Origin of the sequence: Paraburkholderia sp. EB58, from assembly GCF_050436665.1 — a bacterium.
GTDB lineage: Bacteria > Pseudomonadota > Gammaproteobacteria > Burkholderiales > Burkholderiaceae > Paraburkholderia.
In genome coordinates, this window is record NZ_JBNDMQ010000012.1 from 148,983 (window position 1) to 172,099 (window position 23,117).

Genomic DNA, 23,117 nt, shown 5'->3' on the forward strand with positions numbered 1-23,117 from the left:
TTAGCCAGCCGAGGGATTCGAGGGATTACTTGGGAGCCTTATATTCTATGGCAGACGCAAATTGCTGCAATGTGGCTTGGGGCACTTCCCCCAACAGAGTAATCCAGAAGTCACCGCGACGCTTCACCAGGACGTGCGTCGCCCCGCTACTGCCCGCGCCTTCCTTGCGCGTGTTGTTCTCAACCGGCTCGACAAACACCGAAATCGCCGCGAGACCGTCCGAAAACACGGCCTGATCGACTGGGATGGGCGGCTCGGCAGGATCGGCCGAAGCCATCGGGCGGCGCAACTCACGAATCTTGTGGAAACCCGGCACGGTGGGCGCGATATCCCAACCTTGCGCCTCCATGTCGACCGGCTCGACCGGCGGCCGCACCACCGTCCAGCCCGCGGTATTGTGGATACCGTTGACAATCGCGGTCTTGTCGACCGGGACGCCAATGCTGATCTGCGAGAACGACAACTGCTCCAGCACCTGCCCGCTCGGGTCGAGCGTCTGCGCGCGCAGCAGCAAACCGGTCTTCTTGTCGGCCCAGAGCTTGTACGCGAACCGGTACGCGTCTTTCGGGTCAAGTTCGACAACATCACTGTCGATTCCCGCGACGCGGTCGGTACCGAGCAGCTTGGGCTCATAGACCGACAGCACGTCATCGCTGGAAGCGGCGAGGAGTGCCGGGAAAGAATCCTTGTTTTGGCGCTTTTCGACGACGCACAGATGCCGTTCGGGGATGAACGTGTACATTTCGTCGTTATGGCGCAACATCTTGCGTGGCTTGCCATCGAGGCTTTCGAGCTGCTCGAATTCGCCATCGTTGCGGGTGGCGTAATGCGCGATCCGCGAGGTCTGGACGAAATTGCCCCGTTGATACACGAACGCACCCTCGTAATTCTGCTGCTGAGCGGCCTGGTGGATCCGGTTGAGCAAGTCCGCCGCGGTGCGGCGGGCGACGAGCGGATCGTCTGATTGCGCAAAGACACGCGGCGTGGCTGACAACAATACGGCTGCACAGAACAGAAATGCTGGCAGCCGCCCCCAGATAGTCGTTTTATTCAACCGCAGTGTCTGCATCAGACTATTGGCCTTGCGTGGTCATGGCGGAGGTACGAATCAGCGGCATCGAACCGGGCATGACCGGCTGCTGCGCGAACTGCTGATGGGCTTCCAGATACTGGTCGAGACTGGCGTCACGGATGATATTACCGTCCTGGACCGGCTGCGCGGCGGTTACAGCCGGCACGGAAGCCATCGCCACACGCTGCATTGCATCACCATGGGACTGGATCGACGCGACCTGGCTCACGCCCGCACCGCCCGGCACACCCTGCAGTTGCGGCACAACAATCCACGTCAGCGTGGCGGCGGCCGCGGCAACCGCAAAGGCCGGCACGACACGGCGGCGCAGCGCCAGCAAACGGCGTGCAACCGGCAGCGCCGCAGGGGCAAGCACGTGCGGCTCCTGCTCGAGGCGCGCCGCAAAACCGGCGAGGAACGCGCTGCTGGCCGCAGGGCTCACCGCCAGATCGTCGGAGCGCATGACGTCGCCAATCAGGTGGTAATGCGACCAGGATGCACGATCTTCGTGATCCAGTTCCGAAATAAACTTGTTCAGATGCTCTTCGCCGATTAGCTCACCGTCGACAAAAGCGGACAGACGCTCGCCTCGCGAGCTTGCTTGCGATTGCATCGAGACCGACCCCATGATGCTCCCCATCTTACAGACACCCATAGTGACACCACCTAACCCAGATATTGCCCCATTGCCCCGTAGGGCTAGCCGGTGTTTACCAGCGCTTGCCTTCGGGTGTGTCAAGCAACGGACGCAATTTTGCCGCAATGGCTTCGCGAGCGCGAAAAATTCGTGATCTGACCGTGCCAATGGGGCACCCCATCATCTCAGCGATTTCCTCGTAACTCAAACCTTCAATTTCACGAAGAGTAATGGCGGTGCGCAACTCTTCCGGTAAAACCGCCATTGCAGCATTGACCGTCTCAGCGATCTGCTTGCTCATCAACATCGACTCAGGCGTGTTGATATCCCTTAGTTGGTCGGCGTCCGAGAAAGTTTCAGCTTCTTCAGCATCTGCTTCGGTCGAGGTGGGTGCGCGCCGCCCTTGGGTCGCAAGGTAGTTCTTTGCCGTGTTGACCGCAATCCGGTACAACCACGTATAAAAAGCCGATTCGCCGCGGAATTGGGGCAGCGCCCGGTATGCCTTGATGAAGGCATCCTGAGCCACGTCCTCAACCTCAGCGGGGTCGCGCACGAGACGCGAGATCAGCCGGAGGATCTTACGGTGGTATTTGGAGACCAGAAGCTCGAACGCGGCCTTGTCGCCCTTCTGGACGCGTTCGACCAGCACCTGATCAATTTCTTTTTCGCTCACCTGATAAATCCGTTAACTATGGGGCGCATCGCGGGGCACCATTGTAGCGTCCCCATCATCGCGTCACGGTACTAAGGTAACAGCGGTTACAGTCGTTACAGTCAGACGCGCGCGGCACGCCGGCCCAGCACGGCCAGCTCGCGGAAAGCGTCGGCGCAAAGCGTGTCCGCCGCGATCAATATTGCCCGGGAACGACCGCTCGCGTCTGCGAGCGCCAGAATGAGGAGCCGGCCACTCCACTGCGAACAACCGGCAATACGACCCTGCGCGAGCATCTGCCCCGCGCGGTTCCAGACGGTGAGGCCATCCGGCCCGATTTTGACGGCGCCGGGCTCGGTGCGCCAATTCCGCCACACCCCTAGCATCAGCGAGGCTAGCACAGCCAGCGTGGCAGGCGCTGCCTGCAAGGCGCCGAGCCGGGCTGCGAGGCACGCCTGAACGGCTGCCGCGGCAATCAGAACAAACGCCGCCGTTGCGCCGCGCATCGCAACCGAACGCCCCAGCGTGATTAACGACACCCCATTGGATGAGGCCGGTCCGGGCATAAGCGCCGAACCGGTCTGCGTGGGGTGTTGCGTGGGCGCGGGTGTTGACGTTGAGGTCAAACGACCTGGCCTGCTCAGGCGCGCTTGAAGACGAGCGTGCCGTTCGTGCCGCCGAACCCAAACGAGTTCTTCAGCGCGACGTCGATCTTCATCTCCCGCGCAGTGTTGGCGCAGTAATCAAGATCGCACTCGGGATCCTGGTTGAAGATGTTGATCGTCGGCGGCGAGACCTGATTGTGCACGGCCAGGACCGTAAACACGGATTCGAGACCGCCAGCGCCACCCAAGAGGTGGCCTGTCATCGATTTCGTCGAATTCACGACCATGTTCTTCGCGTGATCGCCGAAGGCACGCTTGATGCCGGTGGTTTCTGCCAGGTCGCCCAGCGGCGTGGACGTGCCGTGTGCATTCAGGTAGTTCACCTGATCCACGTTCACGCCCGCGTTCTTCAGTGCCGCCAGCATGCAGCGGCGCGCCCCGTCGCCGTTTTCCAGCGGCGCGGTCATGTGATACGCGTCACCGCTCATCCCATAGCCGCTCACTTCGGCGTAAATCTTCGCGCCACGGGCCTTCGCGTGCTCATACTCTTCGAGCACCATCACGCCTGCGCCCTCGCCCAGCACGAAACCGTCGCGGTCCTTGTCCCAGGGACGGCTAGCCGTTGCCGGGTCGTCGTTACGTTGCGACAGCGCGCGCGCCGCTGCAAAGCCGCCAATGCCGAGCGGCGACACGGTGGATTCCGCACCGCCCGCGATCATGACGTCGGCGTCGCCGTATTCGATCAGGCGCGAAGCTTCGCCGATGCAATGCAGACCGGTGGTACACGCGGTGACGATCGCGAGGTTCGGGCCCTTGATGCCGAATTTGATCGACAGGTGGCCGGAGATCATGTTGATGATCGAGGCCGGCACGAAGAACGGCGAAATCCGGCGCGGACCGCGGTTGAGCAGCTCGGTTTGCGTGACTTCGATCATCGGCAGACCACCGATGCCCGAGCCGACCACTACACCGATGCGCTCTGAATTCTCATCGGTGACTTCGAGCCCGCTGTCCTGCATCGCCTGGATGCCGGCAGCCACGCCGTAATGGATGAACGTATCCATGTGACGTGCTTCCTTACCGGGGATGTAGTCCTCGATATTGAAGCCCTTCACCTCGCCGGCAAAGCGGGTCGTGAAGTTCGAAGCATCGAACTTCGTGATATTGGCAATACCCGACTTGCCTGCGACCAGATTGGCCCAGCCGTCGGCAACATTATTGCCAACAGGCGAAATCAGCCCCAGGCCTGTAACAACAACACGACGACGGCTCACGGTAACCTCTTTTTCATAGGTGACAAAAGCAAAAGCCACAGCGGCTACAGGAATCAGACCTGTGAGCCCTGTGGCTGTTAACCTGGAAACTGCGCTCGAAATCGCGCTGGCAACGTCATCGCCAACCTCGCTGGCAATAGCGCCAACCCTGCGGGCGCCGGAAACCGGCACGACAGGGCGTCACACGCAGCCAACCCAGCAACGCGGGCGCGAATGACCTTAGGCCTTGACGTTCGCGCGAGCGTAGTCGATCGCTTGCTGAACGGTCGTGATCTTCTCAGCTTCTTCATCCGGAATTTCCATGCCGAATTCATCTTCGAGGGCCATCACGAGTTCGACGGTGTCGAGCGAGTCAGCGCCGAGGTCGTTCACGAACGATGCTTCGTTCTTGATCTCCGCTTCAGCAACGCCCAGTTGTTCTGCGACGATCTTCTTGACGCGCTGTTCGATATTGTCCATTAACCCCTCCAAGGGAAAAGAAGTTCAAAAATACAGGTGCGCGCATTTTATCAGGTTTGCCCCTGCAAAAAAGCGGCGCGCACGGTTCCTGTCAAGGCATCCGCCCCACCGCGCCGAGAAACGCGTCACGGCGCGGATGGTAACCGAATTCCGTTACGACATGTACATGCCGCCGTTTACATGCATCGTCGTGCCGGTGATGTATCCGGCCTGTGGCGAAGCAAGAAACGCGACAGCATGCGCAATGTCTTCCGGGCTGCCCAGACGGCCAAGCGGAATCTGGGCCTTCAGCGCGGTTTGCTGCTCTTCCGGCAGGGTCTTCGTCATGTCGGTGTCGATGAAGCCCGGCGCAACGCAATTCACGGTGATGCCGCGGCTGCCGATTTCACGCGCAAGCGCCCGCGTCATGCCCGCTACGCCGGCCTTCGCCGCTGCGTAATTGGCCTGCCCCGGGTTGCCGGCCGAACCGACCACCGAAGTAATGTTGATGATCCGGCCGCCACGTGCCTTCATCATCGGACGCAATACGGCGCGCGACAAGCGGAATACCGACTTGAGATTGGTGTCGATCACCGCGTCCCAGTCGTCGTCCTTCATGCGCATTGCCAGTTGATCCTGGGTGATGCCCGCGTTGTTCACCAGCACGTGCAACGTGCCGAATTCCTTCACCGTGCCTTCGATCAGCGCTTCCGCAGCGGCAGCGTCGTTCACGTTCAGCACGGCGCCGCGGCCATTCACGCCTTCGGCCTTGAAGGCTTCGGTAATCGCGTTTGCGCCGCTTTCGCTGGTCGCCGTGCCGATCACCGTTGCACCCTGGCGCGCCAGTTCGAGCGCAATGGCGCGGCCGATGCCGCGCGAGGCGCCCGTCACGATCGCGATCTGCTTATCGAGAGTCTTTTCCATCTGTCAGTCCGGATTGCCCGTGAGGGCTGATTGCAATCTTCAGGCGGGTTGGTATTGGCTGGTCTTGCTACTTGCCTTGTGCTACTTGCGCAGCGCTCAGGCCGTTACGAGCTTGAGCGTCTCTTCGAGCGAGGCCGGATCGAACACCGATGCGCCAACCAGATTTCCGTCGATGCGCTTGGTCAGACCCGCCAACACCTTGCCGGGACCGCATTCGACCACGTGCGTTACACCCTGCCCCGCGATCGCCTGCACGCATTCCACCCAGCGCACCGCGCCGGCTGCCTGACGCACGAGCGCATCCTTGATGGCGGCCGGCTCGTTGACGACGGCCACGTCGACGTTGTTGACGACCGGAATCTTCGGCACCTGCACTTCGACGCTCGCCAGGTACTCGCGCAACTGGTCCGAAGCGGGCTTGAGCAATGACGAGTGGAATGGCGCCGAGACCGGCAATGGCAGCGCGCGCTTCGCGCCCTTGGCCTTGGCGAGTTCGCAGGCTTTCTCGACCGCGGCTTTGTGGCCGGCGATCACGACTTGCGCAGGCGCGTTGAAATTCACCGCTTCGACGACACCCGCAGCGGACGCTTCCGCGCAGACCGCGCGCACGGCATCGTCGTCGAGACCGAGGATGGCGGCCATGCCGCCTACGCCCACCGGCACCGCGGTCTGCATGGCCTGCGCGCGGAAGCGCACGAGCGGCACCGCGTCGCGAAACTTCAGCGCACCCGCAGCGACTAGCGCCGTGTATTCGCCGAGGCTGTGGCCGGCGACGATCGCCGGCGCCGGGCCGCCCGCGGCCAGCCAGGCACGGTAGATCGCGTACGCGGCCGTCAGCATGACGGGTTGGGTATTGGTGGTGAGATTCAGGTCGTCCGCCGGACCTTCAGCGATCAGCTTGCCCAGATCCTGGCCGAGCGCGTCGGACGCTTCCTGAACCGTCTCGCGCACGATAGCGTGATCGGCAAATGCATTGAGCATGCCGACCGATTGCGAGCCTTGACCAGGAAAAACAAACGCAAATTTCATAGGATCCTCAAAATTCGATTTTTCAGATACGCACGGCGCACAGCCTGATCGACGCAATTAACCCCTGCGGGCGGCGCCCATGCGCCGCCTCACTCAGCGGGTCAATAACGGATAACCGACGCGCCCCACGTGAAGCCGCCGCCGACGCCTTCGATCAGGACGTTCTGGCCGCGCTTGATGCGGCCGTCGCGCACGGCGACGTCAAACGCGAGCGGAATGGACGCAGCCGACGTGTTGCCGTGCTCGCCCACTGTGACGACCATCCGTTCCTGCGGCAGGCCGAGCTTGCGGCACGTGCTTTGCATGATACGGATATTGGCCTGATGCGGAATCAGCCAATCGACCTGTTGCGGTTCGAGGCCAGCTTTGCTAAGCGCTTCGACTGCGACCTTCTCCAGCACGTTGACGGCGAGCTTGAACACCGCCTGGCCGTCCATATGCAGGAACGCGCTGCCGGCGATCACGCCGCCATTCACATTGCCCGGAGTGCAGAGAATGTTGGAATGGCTGCCGTCAGCGTGCAGCGCGCTCGAGAGAACGCCGGGCTGTTCGGAGGCCGAAAGGATGATTGCGCCGGCGCCATCGCCGAATAACACGCAAGTGGTGCGGTCGTTGAAATCGAGCAGGCGTGAGAAGGTTTCAGCGCCGATCACCAGCGCGGTGCGATGCTGACCACTGCGGATGAAACTGTCGGCCGTCGCCACCGCGTAGGCAAAACCTGAACACACGGCTTGCACGTCGAACGCGGCGCCGTTGTTTTTGATGCCGAGCTTGTTCTGCAGCAGGCATGCCGTGCTGGGGAACACGTAGTCCGGCGTAGAAGTGGCGACAATGATCAGATCGATCGATTGCGGGTCGACGTCGGCGGCTTCGATCGCACGCTGGGCGGCGATGAGCGCGAGGTCGCTGGTGGTGACATCAGGTTCTGCGAAGTGGCGCGCATGGATACCCGTGCGGGCAACGATCCACTCGTCGCTCGTCTCGACGCCCTGCTTGGCGAGACGTTCAGCCAGTTCCTGATTGGTGACGCGCCCAGGCGGCAGATAGCTGCCGGTGCCCAGCACGCGGGAATAAATTGTCGATTGAGCCATTATGCCTTCGAGGATTGCGCAGCGTAGGGCTCGGCTGGCTGGCCTGCGGCCGGGCTTGCGTAACCCGCGCCGCTTGCGTCGCGCGTCGCCTGTTCCAGAGAACTCGCATTCTCTTCCATCGCCCGCGCAAGGCGTTCCAGCACGCCGTTTTTGACGGCATCATACCCGCGTTTGATCGCCCACTCAAACGCGTACGCATCCGCCGAGCCATGGCTCTTGATCACGAGACTGCGCAGGCCCAGCAGTGCAGCGCCATTGTATTGCCGATGGTCGACACGCTTCTTGAAGCGCATTAATACCGGCAATGCGAGGACGGCCATCATCTTGGTCAACCAGGAACGGCCGAACTCTTCCTTGATGATGTCGCGGATCATCTGCGCGAGCCCTTCCGAGGTCTTCAGCGCGACATTGCCGACAAAGCCGTCGCAGACGATCACGTCGGTCGTGCCCTTATAGATGTCGTCACCTTCGACGTTACCGCGAAAATTCAGTGTACTCGCCCGCAGCAGTTCACCGGCACGCTTGATGGTCTCGTTGCCCTTGATGACCTCTTCGCCGATGTTGAGCAAGCCAATCGTGGGACGGTCCTTGCCTTCGAGCGCGGACACGAGCGCATGCCCCATCTCCGCGAACTGCAGCAAATGCTGCGGCTCGCAATCGACGTTGGCGCCCAGGTCGAGCATCATCGTATAGCCGGTGGGATTGGGCAGCGCGAACGCGATCGCCGGGCGTTCGATGCCCGGGAGCGTTTTCAGAACATAGCGGGACACGGCCATCAACGCGCCGGTGTTGCCGGCGGAGATGCAGGCCTGCGCCTCACCTTCCTTGACGCGGTTCAGCGCCACGCGCATCGACGAGTCTTTTTTCTTGCGCAGCGCGACCTCGACCGGATCGTCCATGGCGACGATCTCGGAAGCCGGCACCACGATCAGGGAAGGCTCGCTCTCAGCCTTTAGCTTCTTGAGCTGCGCACGAATGGCACTTTCGATGCCGACAAGCATCAACTGCGCATCGGGATGCGAACGAACGAAACTGACAGCCGCGGGAACGGTCACGGACGGGCCGTGGTCGCCTCCCATGCAATCTATTGTGAGCTTTACTGTCATGGAGTGCGACGAATTTCAGGCGCTCTGCATGGGATCGCAGCAGGCGTTAAAGCGCCAACCGCGATGGACACAAAAAAGCGGCAGTAGAATGCCGCCTTTTTGCCGAGCCGGGAAAATGTCAAGCGAGCCGATCGCCACGCGAAACGCCAAAGGGCGCAACGCAGTGCAACGATTAGTCGTTCTTCGTCTTGACGACTTTCTTGCCGCGATAGTAGCCGTTCGGGCTAACGTGGTGACGCAGATGCACTTCACCCGTGCTCGGTTCCACAGCCAGCGGCGCTGCGCTGAGGAAATCGTGCGAGCGGTGCATACCGCGCTTCGACGGCGACTTCTTGTTTTGTTGGACTGCCATGATAACTCCTAAAAATTTTCCGAATTCTAACACAGCCCGATACTGCAATCGCCAATGACCGGATGGCCAATGCGCCGCATCGCGCTCCTATGCAACTGTTCAGTGCTTCTCGCCGCCGGACCCGCCCTTCTTGAGCGCTTCGAGCGCCGCGAACGGATTGGGCCGATCGGGCTCGCCGCCCTCTTCAGCTTCATCCTGCGCGGCTTCGTCGCCCTCGCCCTCATCACCCGCCACCCCTGACACGAGAGACTCGTGCACTTCGGGGCAAACATCGTGTTTGGGCACCAACGGCAAACTCAGCAGTAACTCTTCTTCGATCAAGTCGATAAGATCGAAATGGGCTGAACCCACGATCACATCGACTTCATCCTCGTCGAGCGGAAACTCTTCGGCTTCCGCCTCGGTGTTGACGATCCGGTAAGTCGCATCGACGTTGAACGCCTGCAAATACGGCGTAAGACACCGCTGACATTCGAGCCATGCCGACCCGTGAATCGCAAGCCTCAGATAAGGCTGCGGCCCCTCGGTGCCGTCGTCCTGCAATTCCGGCTGCGTCGCCCCTTCGGCCTGCCAGGTGAACGCGCTTTCGCGCTCTGGCGCTTCCGCCGGTACTTCGTTTAACATGCGCGGCAGTTGCGAGACGCGCACGAGACCCGCGGCCTGGCGCCCACTACGCGCGAATTCGAACAGATCGAGATCATGCGGGTCGGCGAGACCTACAGGTTTGCCAGGATGTTGAGTCATGTGCGCTCCTGTGTCGGCACGGATTTAGCCGGGGTTATCGGTATGGTGAGTATGCTGCCTGTTACGGCGCTGCCACTACGAGACAAACCCTGATTGCAGCTAGGCTGCGGAGGGGTTTGCACGGGGTTGGCATTTCCGTTGCAACGTGGCTGCAACATTCACATACCGATGAAAAGCCCAAAATCATATCCGTTTTGTCTTTTCGAGTCAAACACTTAAGCCCGCACGCGCCACGGCCCGTGCGGCCTGCCCTCTCTAGCCGTTGGTTCACCATGCCGGATACCCTTTCCCGCCCGCCGCGCCTGATTCTGGCGTCGAGTTCGCGCTATCGCCGCGAGCTTCTCGAACGCCTGCGCGTGCCGTTCGACGTCGTCGTGCCTGCCGTCGACGAGACGCCTCAGCCGGGCGAAGCGCCCGAAGCCACTGCGCTGCGGCTCTCCGAAGCCAAAGCACAGGCAGTCGCAGCCAAACTGCCCGCCGGCGAGCATGCGCTCGTGATCGGCTCGGACCAGGTCGCCACTTACGACGGCCTGCAGATCGGCAAACCCGGTTCGCACGACAAAGCCCTCGCCCAATTGCAGGCGATGCGCGGCCGCGAAGTGCTGTTTCATAGCGCGCTGTGCCTGTTCGATAGCCGTGACGGCAGCGCCCAGACGCTCGATGTCATTACGACGGTGCGCTTCAGGAGCCTGCCCGACGCCACGCTGGAAGCGTATCTGCACGCCGAAACGCCTTACGACGTGGCCGGCAGCGCCAAATCCGAAGGGCTCGGCATTGCGCTACTGGATGCGATCGAGTCGGACGATCCGACGGCTCTCGTCGGACTGCCGCTGATTGCTTTATCGCGGATGCTGCTGGCAGCCGGTTTTCCTTTGTTGGGGGCGCAATGAGCGGCACACTGTATTTGATCCCGAATACCCTCGGTGAAGGCGATGCAGAGGCGCTCGACGCCGTCCTGCCCGCGCCGGTGCGGGCACGCGCCGCGGCGCTGCACTACTACATCGGCGAAAACGCGAAAACGACGCGTGCGTTCCTGAAGAAGGTCGGTACCGAGCGCCCAATCCAACAAATCGAGATTCGCGAGCTCAATGTGAATACGCCCGCAGGCGAGATCGACAAGCTGCTCGCGCCGATTCTGGCCGGCACCGACGCCGGGCTGGTCTCCGAAGCCGGCTGCCCGGCCGTGGCCGATCCGGGCGCGCTGCTGGTCCGGCGGGCGCACGAGCGCGGCGTCAAAGTCGTGCCGTTCGTCGGACCGAGTTCGATTCTGCTGGCATTGATGGCATCCGGCCTGAACGGGCAGAGCTTCGCGTTTCACGGTTACTTGCCGGTGGACGCAACCGAGCGGGCCAAGCGGCTGCGCGATCTGGAACAACAGTCGCGTAAAGGGAAGCAGACCCAGATCTTTATCGAGACGCCTTATCGCAACAAGGCGTTGCTGGAGACGCTGCTGGCGACCTGCGCGCCGTCGACGCTGGTGTGCGTCGCGGTGGATCTGACGCTGGAAACGGAGACGATTGCGAGCCGAACCGTGACGGACTGGAAAAAGGCGCCGGCGCTCGATCTGCACAAGCGCCCGGCGATTTTCCTCCTGCTCGCTGTCTGACTGGGGCTCCCGCCAGCCTGGCTGCGGCTGCCCAACGTGGCAGCCACTACCTGACCGGGCCAGCCCCATTTGGCCGGCCCGCGAGTCCGCGAGTGACTAACCGCGCGGCCGCCGCCGCGGGCGCCGCAAGCGACGCCCAGCGGCCCGCACTCACCGCAAGCTCATCTTCCCACCCAGCACCATCGCGTGCATGGCGGCGCTGCCCACGGCGGCGCCGAACTTGCGCGCCACGCGGTCGGTGATGCTTTCCTTCACCGTGTAATCGACGATATCCGGCGCCTTGATGATTTCGCGCGCAACGTAGTCCGTGTCGCCAAAGCCATCGGCCAGACCGAGGTCGACACTCTGCTGACCGGTCCAGAAGAGGCCCGAAAAGATATCCGGCGTCTCATGCAACCGCTTGCCGCGACCCTCACGCACCGCGTCGATAAATTGCTGGTGGATCTGGTCGAGCATTTCCTGCGCGTGCGCGTCCATCTTCGGCGTCTCCGGCGAGAACGGGTCGAAGAAGCCTTTGTTTTCGCCCGACGTGTGCAGACGCCGCTCAATACCGAGCTTATCCATCAGCCCCGTAAAGCCAAAGCTGTCCATCAGCACGCCGATCGAGCCGACGATGCTCGCCTTGTCCACGTAGATCTTGTCCCCCGCCGCTGCCGCGTAGTACCCGCCGGAGGCACACATGTCTCCCACCACCACATACAGCGGAATGGACGGATATTTGGCGCGCAAGCGGCGAATATCGCGATTGATGATGCCCGCCTGCACCGGACTGCCGCCCGGACTGTTGCAGCTCAGGATCACGCCGGCCGTACCGGCATCGTCGAAGGCGCTTTCCAGCGCGGAGTCGACGTCATCGGCATTGGCGTTGGTGTCCGCGGCAATTTCGCCGTCCAGCGAGACGAGCGCCGTGTGACGCCCGGTGGTCGCCACCTTCTCGCCGGAAAAGTCGAACACGCCCCAGACGACCAGCAACACGATGATGATGAAAACAAAGCGGAAAAAGATTTTCCAGCGCCGTGCCGCGCGCTGTTCGCTGATGGCAGCCAGCGCAATGCGTTCGAGGGCGGCGCGTTCCCAGCCCGGTTCATCAGTTGGCGTCGGCTTGCGGCCCGCTGAAGACGGTTGGTTCGGATCAGGAGTGAGATTGTCGGCCATGCGTCGCAGATCGAAGAGTCAGGGGGTGACCGGACACAGGTCATCGTCCGGCAGCCAGAACACCGCGCGGCCATCCGGCGTATCCCGTTCGTCGACCTGAACGGGACGCAGCCTGCCGCCACGGCACGGACCGCCGACACATTTACCCGTGTCCGGCGCGTAAATTGCGCCGTGCGTGGCGCACATCAAGTATAAACCCGAAGATTCGAAGAACTGACCCTCGACCCAGTCGAGCTCCATCGGCACATGCGCACAGCGGTTCAGATAACCGTAAGCCTCGCCACCATAGCGAACGAAAAAGACAACTGCGTCGCCGCCAGCATATTTCGCCGCGCGGCGCAGCCCCTCGCCGCCTTCGATCAGCTCGTTGGAAGCGCAGATCCGCACCGGTTCCATTGCGGTGCTACTCATGCGTTCTCAAGCAGCCAGGTGGACAGCACGCCGACGCTCGATGCGACGAACTTCGGTTCGAGCGCGGCCAGCGAGGCGGCCGGATGGGCGCCGTAGGTGACACCGATGCCGGCCACACCGGCGTTGATCGCCATCTGCAGGTCATGGGTCGTATCGCCGACCATCACGGTGCGCGTCAGATCCTGACCCAGCTCGCGCGTCAATTCGTGCAGCATCGCCGGATGGGGCTTCGAGAAGGTTTCGTCGGCGCAACGGGTACCGTCGAACAGGCTCGTGAGACGCGACTGGTCGAGCGCCCGGTTCAGGCCCACGCGGCTCTTGCCGGTGGCGACGCCCAGCAGATAGCCCTGGTCGCGCAAGGCCTGCAGCATCTCGCGCACACCGCTGAACAGCTCGGTGGTCTGATCCTTGATCAGATAGTGGAAGCGGTAACGTTCCGCGAGCCGCGGGTAGTCCGACGGATCGAGCGTCGGCGCGGCGATCTGCAGCGCGTCGCGCAAGCCGAGGCCGATTACGTAGCTCGCCGCCTCGTCCGCCGGCACCGGCAAACCAAGATCGCGGCAGGCCGACTGGATACTCCGCGTGATGTGCGCGGTCGAATCCATCAATGTGCCGTCCCAATCGAAGACGATCAGGTCAAATTGCTCTCTAGCCATGCGTATCCGTCTCCGGGTTTGACCCTTTATTCAGTTCATTGAGCTGGTCGATGAAGCGCCGGCATTCCGCCGGCAGCGGTGCCTCGAACTGCAGCACCGCGCCCGTGACGGGATGCGTCAGCTTGAGCCGGTATGCATGCAGAAACATCCGCTTGAGCCCCGGGCGCGCATTGGTGCGCGCCAACTCTTTATTCAGCGCGAAATCGCCATACTTTGCGTCGCCGACGATCGGCAGGTCCAGATGCGCGAGGTGAACCCGGATCTGATGCGTGCGACCCGTCTTCAGTTCCGCTTCGAGCAGCGCGTACTCCGGCCAGCGGTTCACCAGATTGAAGACCGTATGCGACGCGAGACCGTCCGCCTGCACCCGCACGCGGCGTTCGCCGTCCGCGGTCAGATACTTGTGAAGCGGCTCCTTGACCGCCCTGCGGCGACCCCAGTCGCTCGCCCATTCGCCGTGGACGCACGCATAGTAGCGCTTATCCATCTTGTTCTCGCGGATCTGCTCGTGCAGACCGACCAGTGCTGCGCGCTTCTTCGCCAGCATCAGGACGCCGGAGGTCTCACGGTCCAGCCGGTGCACCAGTTCAAGGAATTTCGCCTGCGGACGCGCCTCGCGCATCTGCTCGATCACTCCAAAGGCGACTCCGCTGCCGCCATGTACTGCGACGCCAGCCGGTTTGTCGATGACCAGCATGTGGTCATCTTCAAAAAGAATATCGAAATGGGCTGCCGGTACCGCGGCGTGAGTGCTCGCTTCAGTTCCCTGGGCGATCCGGATGGGGGGCACGCGCACCAGATCGCCGTGCTCGAGGCGGTACTGCGCGTCGACCCGGCCCTTATTTACACGCACTTCCCCGCTGCGCAAGATACGGTAAATATGGCTTTTCGGGACCCCTTTACAGACACGTAACAGGAAGTTGTCGATGCGCTGTCCGGCCGCGCCGTCGTCGATCTCGATCATCGAGACCTGGTCGCTTGCGACCGATTTCTGGGATATTTTGCCTAACTCTTTCATTCTGAATATAATTTGCCCAGCAGTCTGCGGCGGCCGGCGCATTGTCCGGTATTCCGGCGGTCTGCGCAGGTGCAAGCGATAAACAGTCATTTTACTTGCGCCCGGGTCTGGTTGCTCACCCGCATAACGAGATGCAACAAGTTGTACGCACGGAGTCAGCACCCGGCAGGGACGGCGCCCACAGGCGCGTTCGGTCATGGTCGGCTCCGCGGTAACGGAATTTTGGTAAAAAAGAATTTAGCTGTGAGCCTTGGTATCGGGCGGTTTGACGCCCTGCAGGACGAGGCTTCCAGTTGCGAAAATACGGCGTGCGCCCGAGGCGTCTTGTAGAAAGTACAAGACATGGCGACGTCAAAATGAGGCGAGACACCCCCGGCGAGAAAAGACGCGCCTTTTGCGCGAACTTCCCGCTGCGGCATGACCCCCATCCTTCGACCCTCCGGTCACGCGCCCAGTTGGCGCACCGGCGCGAGTGGACGAAGGCAGATTCAGGTCAGCCGGCAGAACCCGCGGCGTGTCGGGTCGTTATTTGAAGCCGTGTTCGCATGTGCCCTGCGGCACCGTGTCCTTTTGTGTGGACCGGGCCCTCTCAGGCAATTCTCCCCGCCATTTTTCCCGCTCCAGCGTGCTTGTGAAAACACAATATAAGGCGCGGCATGCCGCTGCCCTGATCGTCCTTTGCGTCCGACAAACGTAAGGCGTGGGCAGGCTAAGCCGCTCTGGAGCCGTTCAATGAAACGAATGTTGTTCAACGCAACGCAGCAGGAAGAACTGCGCGTAGCCATCGTCGATGGGCAAAAACTCATCGATATCGACATCGAAACCGCCGGGCGCGAACAGCGCAAAGGCAATATTTACAAGGGCATCATCACCCGCATCGAGCCGTCGCTCGAAGCCTGTTTCGTCAACTACGGCGAAGACCGCCACGGTTTTCTGCCGTTCAAGGAAGTCGCCCGCCAGTATTTCCGTGACGGCGTCGACATGCGCTCCGCGCGTATCCAGGACGCCCTGAAAGAAGGTCAGGAACTGATCGTTCAGGTCGAAAAGGAAGAGCGCGGCAACAAGGGCGCCGCGCTCACCACCTTCATTTCGCTGGCAGGCCGCTATCTGGTCCTGATGCCGAACAACCCCCGAGGCGGCGGCGTGTCGCGCCGGATCGAGGGCGACGACCGTCAGGAACTGCGCGAAACCATGGCGCAGCTGCAACTGCCGGAGGGCATGAGCATCATCGCGCGCACGGCCGGCATCGGCCGTTCCGCCGAAGAGCTGCAGTGGGACCTGAACTACCTGATGCAACTGTGGCGCGCCATCGAAGCCGCGTCGCAAAGCGGTTCGAGCGGTCAGCCGATGCTGATTTATCTCGAATCGAGCCTGGTGATCCGCGCGATTCGCGACTATTTCCAGCCGGACATTGGCGAAATCCTCATCGACACCACTGAAATCCATGACCAGGCCCGCGCCTTCATGGATATCGTGATGCCGGATAATGTCAGCAAGGTGAAGCGGTATCACGACGATGTGCCGCTTTTCTCGCGTTTCCAGATCGAACATCAGATCGAAACGGCGTACTCGCGCACGGTGCCGCTGCCTTCCGGCGGCGCGATCGTGATCGACCACACCGAAGCACTGGTGGCGATCGACGTGAACTCGGCCCGCGCCACCAAGGGCGCCGACATCGAGGAAACCGCGGCTCGCACCAACCTCGAAGCCGCCGACGAAGTGGCCCGCCAGTTGCGTCTGCGCGACCTGGGCGGCCTGATCGTGATCGACTTCATCGACATGGAATCGGCCAAGAGCCAGCGCGAAGTCGAACAGCGCCTGAAAGATGCGTTGAAGCACGACCGTGCGCGCGTCCAGATGGGCAAAATTTCGCGTTTCGGCCTGATGGAATTGTCGCGCCAGCGCCTGCGTCCGGCTCTGTCGGAAGGCAGCCACGTCACCTGCCCGCGTTGTAACGGCACGGGCCACATCCGCGATACCGAATCGTCCGCGCTGCAAGTGCTGCGGATCATTCAGGAAGAAGCGATGAAGGAAAACACCGCGGCAATCCATTGCCAGGTGCCGGTCGAAGTGACCGCCTTCCTGTTGAACGAGAAGCGTGCGGAAATCAACAAGATCGAGTCGCGTTTCAAGGTCAATGTCGTCCTGATCCCGAACAAGCACCTCGACACGCCGCATTACAAGCTCGAGCGCCTGCGTCACGACGATGCGCGCCTCGACGATCCGCGTGCTTCGTGGAAGATGGCCGAAGAAGCGGCTCGCGAGCTGGAATCGGAAACCGGCTACAGCAAGCGCACCGAAGAAGTGAAGCCGAAGCAGGAAGCGGCAGTCAAGGGCATCACGCCGGACAAGCCAGCGCCGAGCGCACCGGTTCGCCCGGCTGCCCCGGCCACGCCTGCGCCTGTCGCGGTCACGCCGGCCGGCGGTGGCTTCATCGGCTGGCTGAAGAATCTGTTCGGCATGGCGCCGGCTGCTCCGGCACCGGTCGCACCGGCACCCGCCGAGAAGACGGCACGTCCGGAACGCGGCGATCGTCCGGAACGCGGTGAGCGTACCGGCGAGCGCGGCGGCGACCGCAACCGCAATCGCCGTGGCGGCGCAACCGGCCGTGATGGCGCCGCTCGTAGCGAAGGTGCTGCTGTCGGCGGCCGTCAAGGCCAGCCGTCGCAGCGTCGCGACGAACGTGAAGGACGCGAAGGCCGTGAGGCGCGCGAAGGTCGTGAGCCGCGTGAAGCACGCGAGGCACGTGAACCGCGTGAGAGCCGCGAAGCCCGTGAGGTACGCGAGCCGCGTGGTAACCGTGAGCCGCGCGAAGGCCGCGAAGGTCGTGATACCCGCGGTGAAGGCCGCGAGGGTCGTGATAACCGCGGCGAAGGCCGTGGCGAGCGTGGCCAGGACCGTGGTGAAACCGTGGAAAGCGCACCGCGCGCTGAGCGTGGCGAGCGCCAGGAACGGGGCGAGCGTCGTGAGCGTGGCGAGCGGCCGGAACGCGGCGAGCGCCGCAAGCAACAGCCGGAAGCCGCTGAAGCACTGGGCCAGGAAGAAAACCAGGATCTGCTGACGCAGAACGAGGCAGGCAACGTCGAAGGCGGCGCGCCGGTCGATCAGGAAGCTGTGGCACGCGAAGGTGAAGAACGCCGCCGCCGTCGTCGCGGTCGCCGTGGCGGTCGTCGCGAGCGTGAAGAAGAAGGCGTGAACGGTAACGCAGGCGCGGAAGGCGCCGAGGGTGCTGAAGCAGTTGAAAGCGCCGAAGCAGAGAGCGAAACGGCTAGCGCAGCGGTCGAGGCTCCGGCTCAGCAACTGCATCGCGAAACGCCGACAGTCGCGCCGGTCGAAGTGGTTGTGGCAGCGGTCGCAACGGAAACGGCTGTCGTCGCAGAACTGCACGCCGCAACCGAAACGCCGGTTCTGGCTGCGGAGCAGGCAGCCAAGGCGGAAGCCTTCGTGCCGACGCCGGCCGCTGAACCCGCCGTTGCCGAAGCGCCGGTGGTTGCACAACCTGAGCCGACGCCAGTTCCGGCTGCTCCGGTTGCCGAGGCTGCCCCTGCAGCACCGGTCGTGACTGAAACCGCTGCATTCGTCGAAGCGACGCACGCAGCCGTTGAAGCAGCGGCGGTTGAAGCGCCCGTGCAAGCACCAGCGGCGGTCGAACCGGTCACCGTTGAACAGGTGGCCGCAGAGCCGGTGGTGGCTCACGCGCCCGTCAGCGATGCAGCATCGGTTGCTCCGGCCGTCCAGGTCGCCGCACCGGTAGAAGCACAGCCCGTGGCTGAAGCAGCGCCGCAGGTCCCTGCCGAAGCCGCGGCCCCGGCCCCGGCCGCAGCGCAACCCGCGTTTGTTGCAAAGCAAGCGCCGGCGCCCGCAGTCGAACCGGCAGCGGCCGCCGCCGCGCAGCCGGTAGCAGCACGTAACGGCCTGTCGGCAGAAGCCCTGAAGCCGGTGCTGGAAAGCGCCGGCCTCGTGTGGGTCAATACGGACACAGCCAAGCTGCGTGCGGCGCAGGAAGCCGCTGCGCACGCCGCCAAGCCGGTCCGCGTGCCGCGCGAGCGCAAACCGCTGCCGCCGGCCGACAGCGCGCCGATGCAACAGGTCGAAACGGCAAAGCACCAGCAGTAAGCCGTCCCTCCCGGGCAGTGAGTTAGCCCGTGAGTCAGAAAGCCCGCCGTCACTGGCGGGCTTTTTTGTTATGTTCGGGCGCGCGTTCGCCGCACTATGACCCGCCCCCCTTCCGCTAGAATGGAAGTCTGTACTTCTTAACGCTCCATCCAGCCTTCCATGGCCCGACGCATCATCCCTGTTGCCGACGTCAGCGCGGTGCCGGTCATCTCCGGCCCCGTGCAGGCACCACGCGGCGTGCTGCGCGACACCCTGTCGCGCCCGCTGCGGGATTTGCGCATCTCGGTGACGGATCGCTGTAACTTCCGCTGCGTCTACTGCATGCCGCGGGCGGTGTTCGACAAGGATTACGCGTTCCTGCCGCATAGCGCGTTGCTGAGCTTCGAGGAGATCGAACGGCTGGCCCGGTTATTCGTCGCGCACGGCGTGGAAAAAATCCGCCTGACCGGTGGCGAACCGCTGTTGCGCAAAAACCTGGAATTGCTCATCGAGCGGCTCGCGCTGCTCACCACGCCGGATGGCCGGCCGCTCGACCTCACGCTCACCACCAATGGCTCGCTGCTCGCCCGCAAGGCGCGCAGCCTCAAGGACGCCGGACTCACCCGTGTGACAGTAAGCCTCGACGCGATCGACGACAGGCTGTTTCGCCACATGAACGACGCCGACTTTGCGGTGGACGATGTGCTCGAAGGCATTGCGGTGGCCCAGGCGGTCGGCCTCACGCCGGTCAAGGTCAACATGGTGGTCAAGCGCGGCACGAACGACACGGAAATCGTGCCGATGGCACGTCACTTCAAAGGCTCGGGTTGCGTGCTGCGCTTTATCGAATACATGGATGTCGGCACGTCGAACGGTTGGAACATGGCCGAGGTGCTGCCGTCTGCCGAAGTCGTGGCGCGGATCGCCGAGCACTTCCCACTCGCGCCGCTCGAGGCCCACAGCGCCGCCGAAACCGCGCAACGCTGGGGCTACACGGACGGCAGCGGTGAAATTGGCGTGATTTCGAGCGTCACGCGCGCGTTCTGCGGAACCTGCACGCGCGCCCGGCTTTCGACGGAAGGCAAGCTCTACCTTTGCCTGTTTGCGTCGGCGGGACACGACCTGCGCGCGCTCCTGCGCAACGGTTCGAGCGACGCCGAGATCGCCTCGGCCGTCGCGCACATCTGGCAGACCCGCACCGACCGCTACTCGCAATTGCGCGGCAGCGGCGATACCGCGCTCCATTCACCGGACGAGCGCCGGGTCGAAATGTCGTACATCGGCGGTTGAGGCAGCGTGGTCAATGATTGCCACGAATGTCACCACCGCCAACCTCACCGGCCTCGTCCTCGCCGGCGGCCGCGGCACGCGCATGGGCGGCGTCGACAAAGGGCTGCAACTGCTGCACGGCGAGCCGCTCGCGGCGCACGTGCTGAAGCGGCTCGCAGCGCAGACCGGCCCGCTCCTGATCAGCGCCAACCGCCACGCCGAGGTCTATGCCGGGCTCGGCGCGCCGTTCGGCGCGGCCGTCGTGGCAGACACCCTGGCGGGCTTCCCCGGGCCGCTGGCGGGCCTGCTGGCCGGCTTGCGCGCCGCCGGCACGGAGTTCGTGCTGAGCGCGCCGTGCGACTCGCCCGGGCTGCCTGCCGATCTTGCCGCGCGTCTGGCGCTTGCATTCGACTCGGACGAGGTTGATATCGCCACCGTCACCACCACCGACGCGTACGGAGAGTCGTCGATTCACCCCGTCTTTGCGTTGTTGCGCACGAGTCTCGCCGACGACCTGGCAGCCTTTCTGGAGGCGGGTGAGCGCAAGGTGCGCGCGTGGTACGCGCGCCACAGGACGGTTGAAGTCGCCTTTCCCGATGAGCGCGCGTTTTACAATATCAACTCTTTGCAAGAACTCGCCGACCTCGAGCGTCACTGAGACATCACGGAGGTCGCCGCAATCGTCCTGCTCCGGCCGCACGGCGGCCACCGGATTCGAGTCCGGCCGTCGCGTCGGCCAACCGCACCCGGTCGCGACGCTCCTCAATACATGACCACGCTTAACGAATTCTCCAGTTGCGTCGCCCAGTACGATCCTCATGCGTTGCCGGTATCGGCCGCGCAGGCAATCGTGCGGCAGTGGGCCACGCCCGTCACCGCCATTGAACGCGTGCCGCTGCACGACGCGCTCGACCGCGTGCTGGCCGAAGACATCGTCTCGCCAAGCGACGTGCCCGCGCACGACAATTCGGCCATGGACGGCTACGCATTCCAGAGCGCCGCGCTCTCGAATCCGTCGGCCGCGGTCGAACTTACGGTCGCCGGGAAGGCGCTGGCCGGTCATCCGTTTGACGGCGCCGTCGCGGTCACACAATGTGTCCGGGTCATGACGGGCGCCTGCATGCCGGCCGGTTGTGACACGGTCGTGCCTCAGGAACTGGTTACGCGCAACGGCGAGACGATCCAGTTTCCCGCCTCCGCTGTACGTGCGGGCGGCAACCGGCGCCTCGCCGGCGAAGATCTCGCCCGCGGCAGCGCAGCCTTGCGCGGCGGCCGCGTTTTGCGCGCATCGGACCTCGGTCTGATCGCGTCGCTCGGCATCGCCGAAGTGCCGGTGCGGCGGCGTCTGCGGGTGGCGTTTTTTTCGACCGGCGACGAACTGCGTTCGCTCGGCGAGCCGCTCGAACCGGGCTGCGTGTACGACAGCAATCGTCACACGCTGTTTGCGATGCTGCGGCGCATGAACATCGACACGCTCGACCTCGGCGTCGTGCGCGACCGGGCCGCCGCGCTCGAAGCCGCGCTACGGAGCGCAGCAGCCAGCGCCGATGTGGTCCTGACTTCGGGCGGCGTCTCGGTCGGCGAAGCGGATTTCACCAAGCAGTTGGTGCAGACCTTTGGCGACGTCGCGTTCTGGAGCCTCGCGATGCGCCCGGGGCGCCCGCTCGCGTTCGGCCGCGTCTGGTCCGGCGACCGGCCTGGCCTCGGCCTGCCCGCGCTGTTCTTCGGTCTGCCGGGCAATCCGGTCGCCGTGATGGTGACGTTCTACCAGATCGTGCGCGAAGCGCTGCTGGTCATGTCCGGCGCCACGCAGCAACCGGTTGCGCTCCTGCAGGCCGCCAGCCGCGAGGCTATCCGCAAGCGCGCGGGTCGCACCGAGTATCAACGCGGCGTCGCCGAACGCGACGCCCGTGGCCAATGGCATGTCACGCCAACCGGCTCGCAAAGCTCCGGCGTGCTCAGTTCGATGAGCGAAGCCAATTGCTTTATCGTGCTCGAGCACGAGCGCGCTGACATCGCCTCCGGCGAGAATGTCGACATCATGCTGTTCGACGGCCTGATCTGACGCACCCGCCGACTGCCTGCTCCCAACCCTTACCCTCTACCCTCACTAAGACCAACGGGTTTGACCTACATGAAAAAACAGATCTCTTTCATCGCGCCGGGACAGACCGCCAAGGCGCTGATCCTGGTGTATCTGACCTTCAGCGTACCTATCGTGCTGCTCGGCGTGCTGGTCGCTTTTATTCGCTACGGTTCAGTCGAGCTGAGCACCGTGTTCAGCGCGCTGTTGCTGAATGCGATCCTCGGTTTCGTGTTGCTGTGGATTGCCTGTCATGCCTATAACTGGGTGGCCTCGCGCTTCGGCGGCATCGAGATCCAGTTGAGCGACGTACCCGAGGAAGCGTAATGACCGCAACAATCCGTGCCGCCGCGCCCGCCGACGTCGGCGCCATGTTTTCGCTGATGCTCGAGCTGGCCGAGTTCGAAAAGCTCACCCATCTGTTTGTCGCCACCGAAGCCGGCGTGCACGATGCGCTGTTCGGCGCGCGGCCGTCGTCGGAAGCCATGGTGGCAGAGGAAGAAGACGGCCGCATCGTCGCCTACGCGCTGTTCTTCCATAATTTCTCGACCTTCCTAGGTCGGCGCGGACTGTATCTCGAAGACCTGTACGTCCAGCCTACGCAGCGCGGCAGCGGTCTCGGGACCCGGATGCTGAAGGAACTGGCGGCGTTGGCAGTGAAGCGCCAATGCGGCCGCTTCGAATGGACGGTACTCGACTGGAACCAGCCGGCCATCAACTTCTACGAGAAGATGGGGGCGACCGTGCTGTCCGACTGGCGAGTGGTGCGTATCACGGGTGAAGCGCTGGACAAGCTGGCGGGCAGGGCGGCAGTGAACGTTTCCTGGTGAGGGCACGCCAAACGGGCGGCCGAGCCGCTCGCTTGCACCGCGTGGGCGCATCCAGCCGCTTGTCAGCGTA

At 63.3% G+C, this 23,117-nt stretch carries 24 protein-coding genes; 8 read left to right on the forward strand and 16 right to left on the reverse strand.

What is annotated here, in order from left to right; translation table 11 throughout:
- Positions 1-25: 25 nt before the first annotated feature.
- From P3T40_RS19465 to P3T40_RS19520, 12 genes are all read right to left on the reverse strand, one after another.
- Positions 26-1,069 (reverse strand): MucB/RseB C-terminal domain-containing protein, encoded by a 1,044-nt coding sequence (locus P3T40_RS19465; protein WP_429269357.1) that lies wholly within the window; start codon positions 1,067-1,069, stop codon positions 26-28.
- A 4-nt stretch (positions 1,070-1,073) separates the two neighbouring features.
- A complete protein-coding gene (locus tag P3T40_RS19470; protein WP_429269358.1) occupies positions 1,074-1,700 on the reverse strand; it encodes a sigma-E factor negative regulatory protein in 627 nt (208 codons plus the stop codon).
- A gap of 82 nt (positions 1,701-1,782) precedes the next feature.
- Positions 1,783-2,382 carry an RNA polymerase sigma factor RpoE gene (gene rpoE / locus P3T40_RS19475; protein WP_006051939.1) on the reverse strand — a complete coding sequence of 200 codons (600 nt, stop codon included), beginning with the start codon at positions 2,380-2,382 and terminating at the stop codon, positions 1,783-1,785.
- A 101-nt stretch (positions 2,383-2,483) separates the two neighbouring features.
- Positions 2,484-2,987, reverse strand: a complete 504-nt coding sequence (locus P3T40_RS19480; protein WP_429269359.1) for a protein YgfX — start codon at positions 2,985-2,987, stop codon at positions 2,484-2,486.
- A 14-nt stretch (positions 2,988-3,001) separates the two neighbouring features.
- Complete coding sequence (fabF, locus tag P3T40_RS19485) at positions 3,002-4,240, reverse strand: beta-ketoacyl-ACP synthase II (RefSeq protein ID WP_429269360.1); 1,239 nt, start codon at positions 4,238-4,240, stop codon at positions 3,002-3,004.
- A gap of 219 nt (positions 4,241-4,459) precedes the next feature.
- Positions 4,460-4,699, reverse strand: a complete 240-nt coding sequence (acpP, locus tag P3T40_RS19490; protein ID WP_004197638.1) for an acyl carrier protein — start codon at positions 4,697-4,699, stop codon at positions 4,460-4,462.
- Between the two features lie 153 nt (positions 4,700-4,852).
- Positions 4,853-5,602: a 3-oxoacyl-ACP reductase FabG gene (gene fabG / locus P3T40_RS19495; protein WP_429269361.1), complete on the reverse strand. Its 750-nt coding sequence runs from the start codon at positions 5,600-5,602 to the stop codon at positions 4,853-4,855.
- Between the two features lie 96 nt (positions 5,603-5,698).
- Positions 5,699-6,631 carry an ACP S-malonyltransferase gene (gene fabD / locus P3T40_RS19500; RefSeq protein WP_429269362.1) on the reverse strand — a complete coding sequence of 311 codons (933 nt, stop codon included), beginning with the start codon at positions 6,629-6,631 and terminating at the stop codon, positions 5,699-5,701.
- A 101-nt stretch (positions 6,632-6,732) separates the two neighbouring features.
- Positions 6,733-7,722, reverse strand: a complete 990-nt coding sequence (locus P3T40_RS19505) for a beta-ketoacyl-ACP synthase III (RefSeq protein WP_429269363.1) — start codon at positions 7,720-7,722, stop codon at positions 6,733-6,735.
- Positions 7,722-8,828 carry a phosphate acyltransferase PlsX gene (gene plsX, locus P3T40_RS19510; protein WP_429269364.1) on the reverse strand — a complete coding sequence of 369 codons (1,107 nt, stop codon included), beginning with the start codon at positions 8,826-8,828 and terminating at the stop codon, positions 7,722-7,724. Before plsX ends, P3T40_RS19505 begins: the two co-directional genes overlap by 1 nt.
- Before the next feature lie 172 nt (positions 8,829-9,000).
- Positions 9,001-9,180 carry a 50S ribosomal protein L32 gene (gene rpmF, locus P3T40_RS19515; RefSeq protein WP_074263835.1) on the reverse strand — a complete coding sequence of 60 codons (180 nt, stop codon included), beginning with the start codon at positions 9,178-9,180 and terminating at the stop codon, positions 9,001-9,003.
- A 99-nt stretch (positions 9,181-9,279) separates the two neighbouring features.
- Positions 9,280-9,924 carry a DUF177 domain-containing protein gene (locus P3T40_RS19520; protein WP_429269365.1) on the reverse strand — a complete coding sequence of 215 codons (645 nt, stop codon included), beginning with the start codon at positions 9,922-9,924 and terminating at the stop codon, positions 9,280-9,282.
- A 272-nt stretch (positions 9,925-10,196) separates the two neighbouring features.
- On the opposite strand from P3T40_RS19520, the gene P3T40_RS19525 reads away from it, so the two are divergent.
- Together P3T40_RS19525 and P3T40_RS19530 are read left to right on the forward strand one after the other, a co-directional pair.
- A complete protein-coding gene (locus P3T40_RS19525) occupies positions 10,197-10,814 on the forward strand; it encodes a Maf-like protein (RefSeq protein WP_429269366.1) in 618 nt (205 codons plus the stop codon).
- On the forward strand, positions 10,811-11,530 hold the full coding sequence (locus tag P3T40_RS19530; RefSeq protein ID WP_429269367.1) for an SAM-dependent methyltransferase: 720 nt from the start codon (positions 10,811-10,813) through the stop codon (positions 11,528-11,530). The genes P3T40_RS19525 and P3T40_RS19530 overlap by 4 nt, the downstream gene beginning before the upstream one ends.
- Positions 11,531-11,680: 150 nt before the next feature.
- On the opposite strand, the gene P3T40_RS19535 is transcribed toward P3T40_RS19530, so the two are convergent.
- The 4 genes from P3T40_RS19535 to P3T40_RS19550 are packed head-to-tail and all read right to left on the reverse strand — an operon-like array spanning position 11,681 to position 14,770.
- Positions 11,681-12,685, reverse strand: coding sequence for a S49 family peptidase (locus tag P3T40_RS19535; RefSeq protein WP_429269368.1), 1,005 nt, complete (start codon positions 12,683-12,685; stop codon positions 11,681-11,683).
- Positions 12,686-12,703: 18 nt separating this feature from the next.
- Positions 12,704-13,096 carry a Rieske (2Fe-2S) protein gene (locus tag P3T40_RS19540; RefSeq protein WP_429269369.1) on the reverse strand — a complete coding sequence of 131 codons (393 nt, stop codon included), beginning with the start codon at positions 13,094-13,096 and terminating at the stop codon, positions 12,704-12,706.
- Complete coding sequence (locus P3T40_RS19545) at positions 13,093-13,752, reverse strand: HAD-IA family hydrolase (RefSeq protein ID WP_429269370.1); 660 nt, start codon at positions 13,750-13,752, stop codon at positions 13,093-13,095. Before P3T40_RS19545 ends, P3T40_RS19540 begins: the two co-directional genes overlap by 4 nt.
- On the reverse strand, positions 13,745-14,770 hold the full coding sequence (locus P3T40_RS19550; RefSeq protein ID WP_429269427.1) for an RluA family pseudouridine synthase: 1,026 nt from the start codon (positions 14,768-14,770) through the stop codon (positions 13,745-13,747). The genes P3T40_RS19545 and P3T40_RS19550 overlap by 8 nt, the downstream gene beginning before the upstream one ends.
- Positions 14,771-15,502: 732 nt before the next feature.
- Here P3T40_RS19550 and P3T40_RS19555 point away from each other — a divergent pair.
- The 6 genes from P3T40_RS19555 to P3T40_RS19580 all read left to right on the forward strand — a co-directional run bounded on the left by P3T40_RS19555 (position 15,503) and on the right by P3T40_RS19580 (position 23,047).
- Positions 15,503-18,886 carry an Rne/Rng family ribonuclease gene (locus P3T40_RS19555; protein ID WP_429269371.1) on the forward strand — a complete coding sequence of 1,128 codons (3,384 nt, stop codon included), beginning with the start codon at positions 15,503-15,505 and terminating at the stop codon, positions 18,884-18,886.
- Positions 18,887-19,045: 159 nt separating this feature from the next.
- Positions 19,046-20,155 carry a GTP 3',8-cyclase MoaA gene (gene moaA, locus P3T40_RS19560; RefSeq protein WP_429269372.1) on the forward strand — a complete coding sequence of 370 codons (1,110 nt, stop codon included), beginning with the start codon at positions 19,046-19,048 and terminating at the stop codon, positions 20,153-20,155.
- A 13-nt stretch (positions 20,156-20,168) separates the two neighbouring features.
- Positions 20,169-20,792: a molybdenum cofactor guanylyltransferase MobA gene (mobA, locus tag P3T40_RS19565; RefSeq protein ID WP_429269373.1), complete on the forward strand. Its 624-nt coding sequence runs from the start codon at positions 20,169-20,171 to the stop codon at positions 20,790-20,792.
- Positions 20,793-20,903: 111 nt separating this feature from the next.
- Positions 20,904-22,199, forward strand: a complete 1,296-nt coding sequence (gene moeA / locus P3T40_RS19570; RefSeq protein ID WP_429269374.1) for a molybdopterin molybdotransferase MoeA — start codon at positions 20,904-20,906, stop codon at positions 22,197-22,199.
- 69 nt (positions 22,200-22,268) lie between these two features.
- The gene (locus P3T40_RS19575) at positions 22,269-22,544 is read left to right on the forward strand and encodes a hypothetical protein (RefSeq protein ID WP_074301714.1); all 276 of its coding nucleotides are present in this window, start codon (positions 22,269-22,271) and stop codon (positions 22,542-22,544) included.
- Entirely contained in the window at positions 22,544-23,047 is a 504-nt protein-coding gene (locus P3T40_RS19580; protein WP_429269375.1) for an N-acetyltransferase family protein, read from the forward strand. Before P3T40_RS19575 ends, P3T40_RS19580 begins: the two co-directional genes overlap by 1 nt.
- Positions 23,048-23,117: the final 70 nt, after the last annotated feature.

Coding starts and splice junctions, on each gene's coding strand:
- P3T40_RS19465 (WP_429269357.1), bottom strand. CDS start 1,069: ATGCAGACACTGCGGTTGAATAAAACGACTATCTGGGGGCGGCTGCCA.
- P3T40_RS19470 (WP_429269358.1), bottom strand. CDS start 1,700: ATGGGGTCGGTCTCGATGCAATCGCAAGCAAGCTCGCGAGGCGAGCGT.
- acpP (WP_004197638.1), bottom strand. CDS start 4,699: ATGGACAATATCGAACAGCGCGTCAAGAAGATCGTCGCAGAACAACTG.
- fabG (WP_429269361.1), bottom strand. CDS start 5,602: ATGGAAAAGACTCTCGATAAGCAGATCGCGATCGTGACGGGCGCCTCG.
- fabD (WP_429269362.1), bottom strand. CDS start 6,631: ATGAAATTTGCGTTTGTTTTTCCTGGTCAAGGCTCGCAATCGGTCGGC.
- P3T40_RS19505 (WP_429269363.1), bottom strand. CDS start 7,722: ATGGCTCAATCGACAATTTATTCCCGCGTGCTGGGCACCGGCAGCTAT.
- plsX (WP_429269364.1), bottom strand. CDS start 8,828: ATGACAGTAAAGCTCACAATAGATTGCATGGGAGGCGACCACGGCCCG.
- rpmF (WP_074263835.1), bottom strand. CDS start 9,180: ATGGCAGTCCAACAAAACAAGAAGTCGCCGTCGAAGCGCGGTATGCAC.
- P3T40_RS19520 (WP_429269365.1), bottom strand. CDS start 9,924: ATGACTCAACATCCTGGCAAACCTGTAGGTCTCGCCGACCCGCATGAT.
- P3T40_RS19525 (WP_429269366.1), top strand. CDS start 10,197: ATGCCGGATACCCTTTCCCGCCCGCCGCGCCTGATTCTGGCGTCGAGT.
- P3T40_RS19530 (WP_429269367.1), top strand. CDS start 10,811: ATGAGCGGCACACTGTATTTGATCCCGAATACCCTCGGTGAAGGCGAT.
- P3T40_RS19535 (WP_429269368.1), bottom strand. CDS start 12,685: ATGGCCGACAATCTCACTCCTGATCCGAACCAACCGTCTTCAGCGGGC.
- P3T40_RS19540 (WP_429269369.1), bottom strand. CDS start 13,096: ATGAGTAGCACCGCAATGGAACCGGTGCGGATCTGCGCTTCCAACGAG.
- P3T40_RS19545 (WP_429269370.1), bottom strand. CDS start 13,752: ATGGCTAGAGAGCAATTTGACCTGATCGTCTTCGATTGGGACGGCACA.
- P3T40_RS19550 (WP_429269427.1), bottom strand. CDS start 14,770: ATGAAAGAGTTAGGCAAAATATCCCAGAAATCGGTCGCAAGCGACCAG.
- P3T40_RS19555 (WP_429269371.1), top strand. CDS start 15,503: ATGAAACGAATGTTGTTCAACGCAACGCAGCAGGAAGAACTGCGCGTA.
- moaA (WP_429269372.1), top strand. CDS start 19,046: ATGGCCCGACGCATCATCCCTGTTGCCGACGTCAGCGCGGTGCCGGTC.
- mobA (WP_429269373.1), top strand. CDS start 20,169: ATGATTGCCACGAATGTCACCACCGCCAACCTCACCGGCCTCGTCCTC.
- moeA (WP_429269374.1), top strand. CDS start 20,904: ATGACCACGCTTAACGAATTCTCCAGTTGCGTCGCCCAGTACGATCCT.
- P3T40_RS19575 (WP_074301714.1), top strand. CDS start 22,269: ATGAAAAAACAGATCTCTTTCATCGCGCCGGGACAGACCGCCAAGGCG.
- P3T40_RS19580 (WP_429269375.1), top strand. CDS start 22,544: ATGACCGCAACAATCCGTGCCGCCGCGCCCGCCGACGTCGGCGCCATG.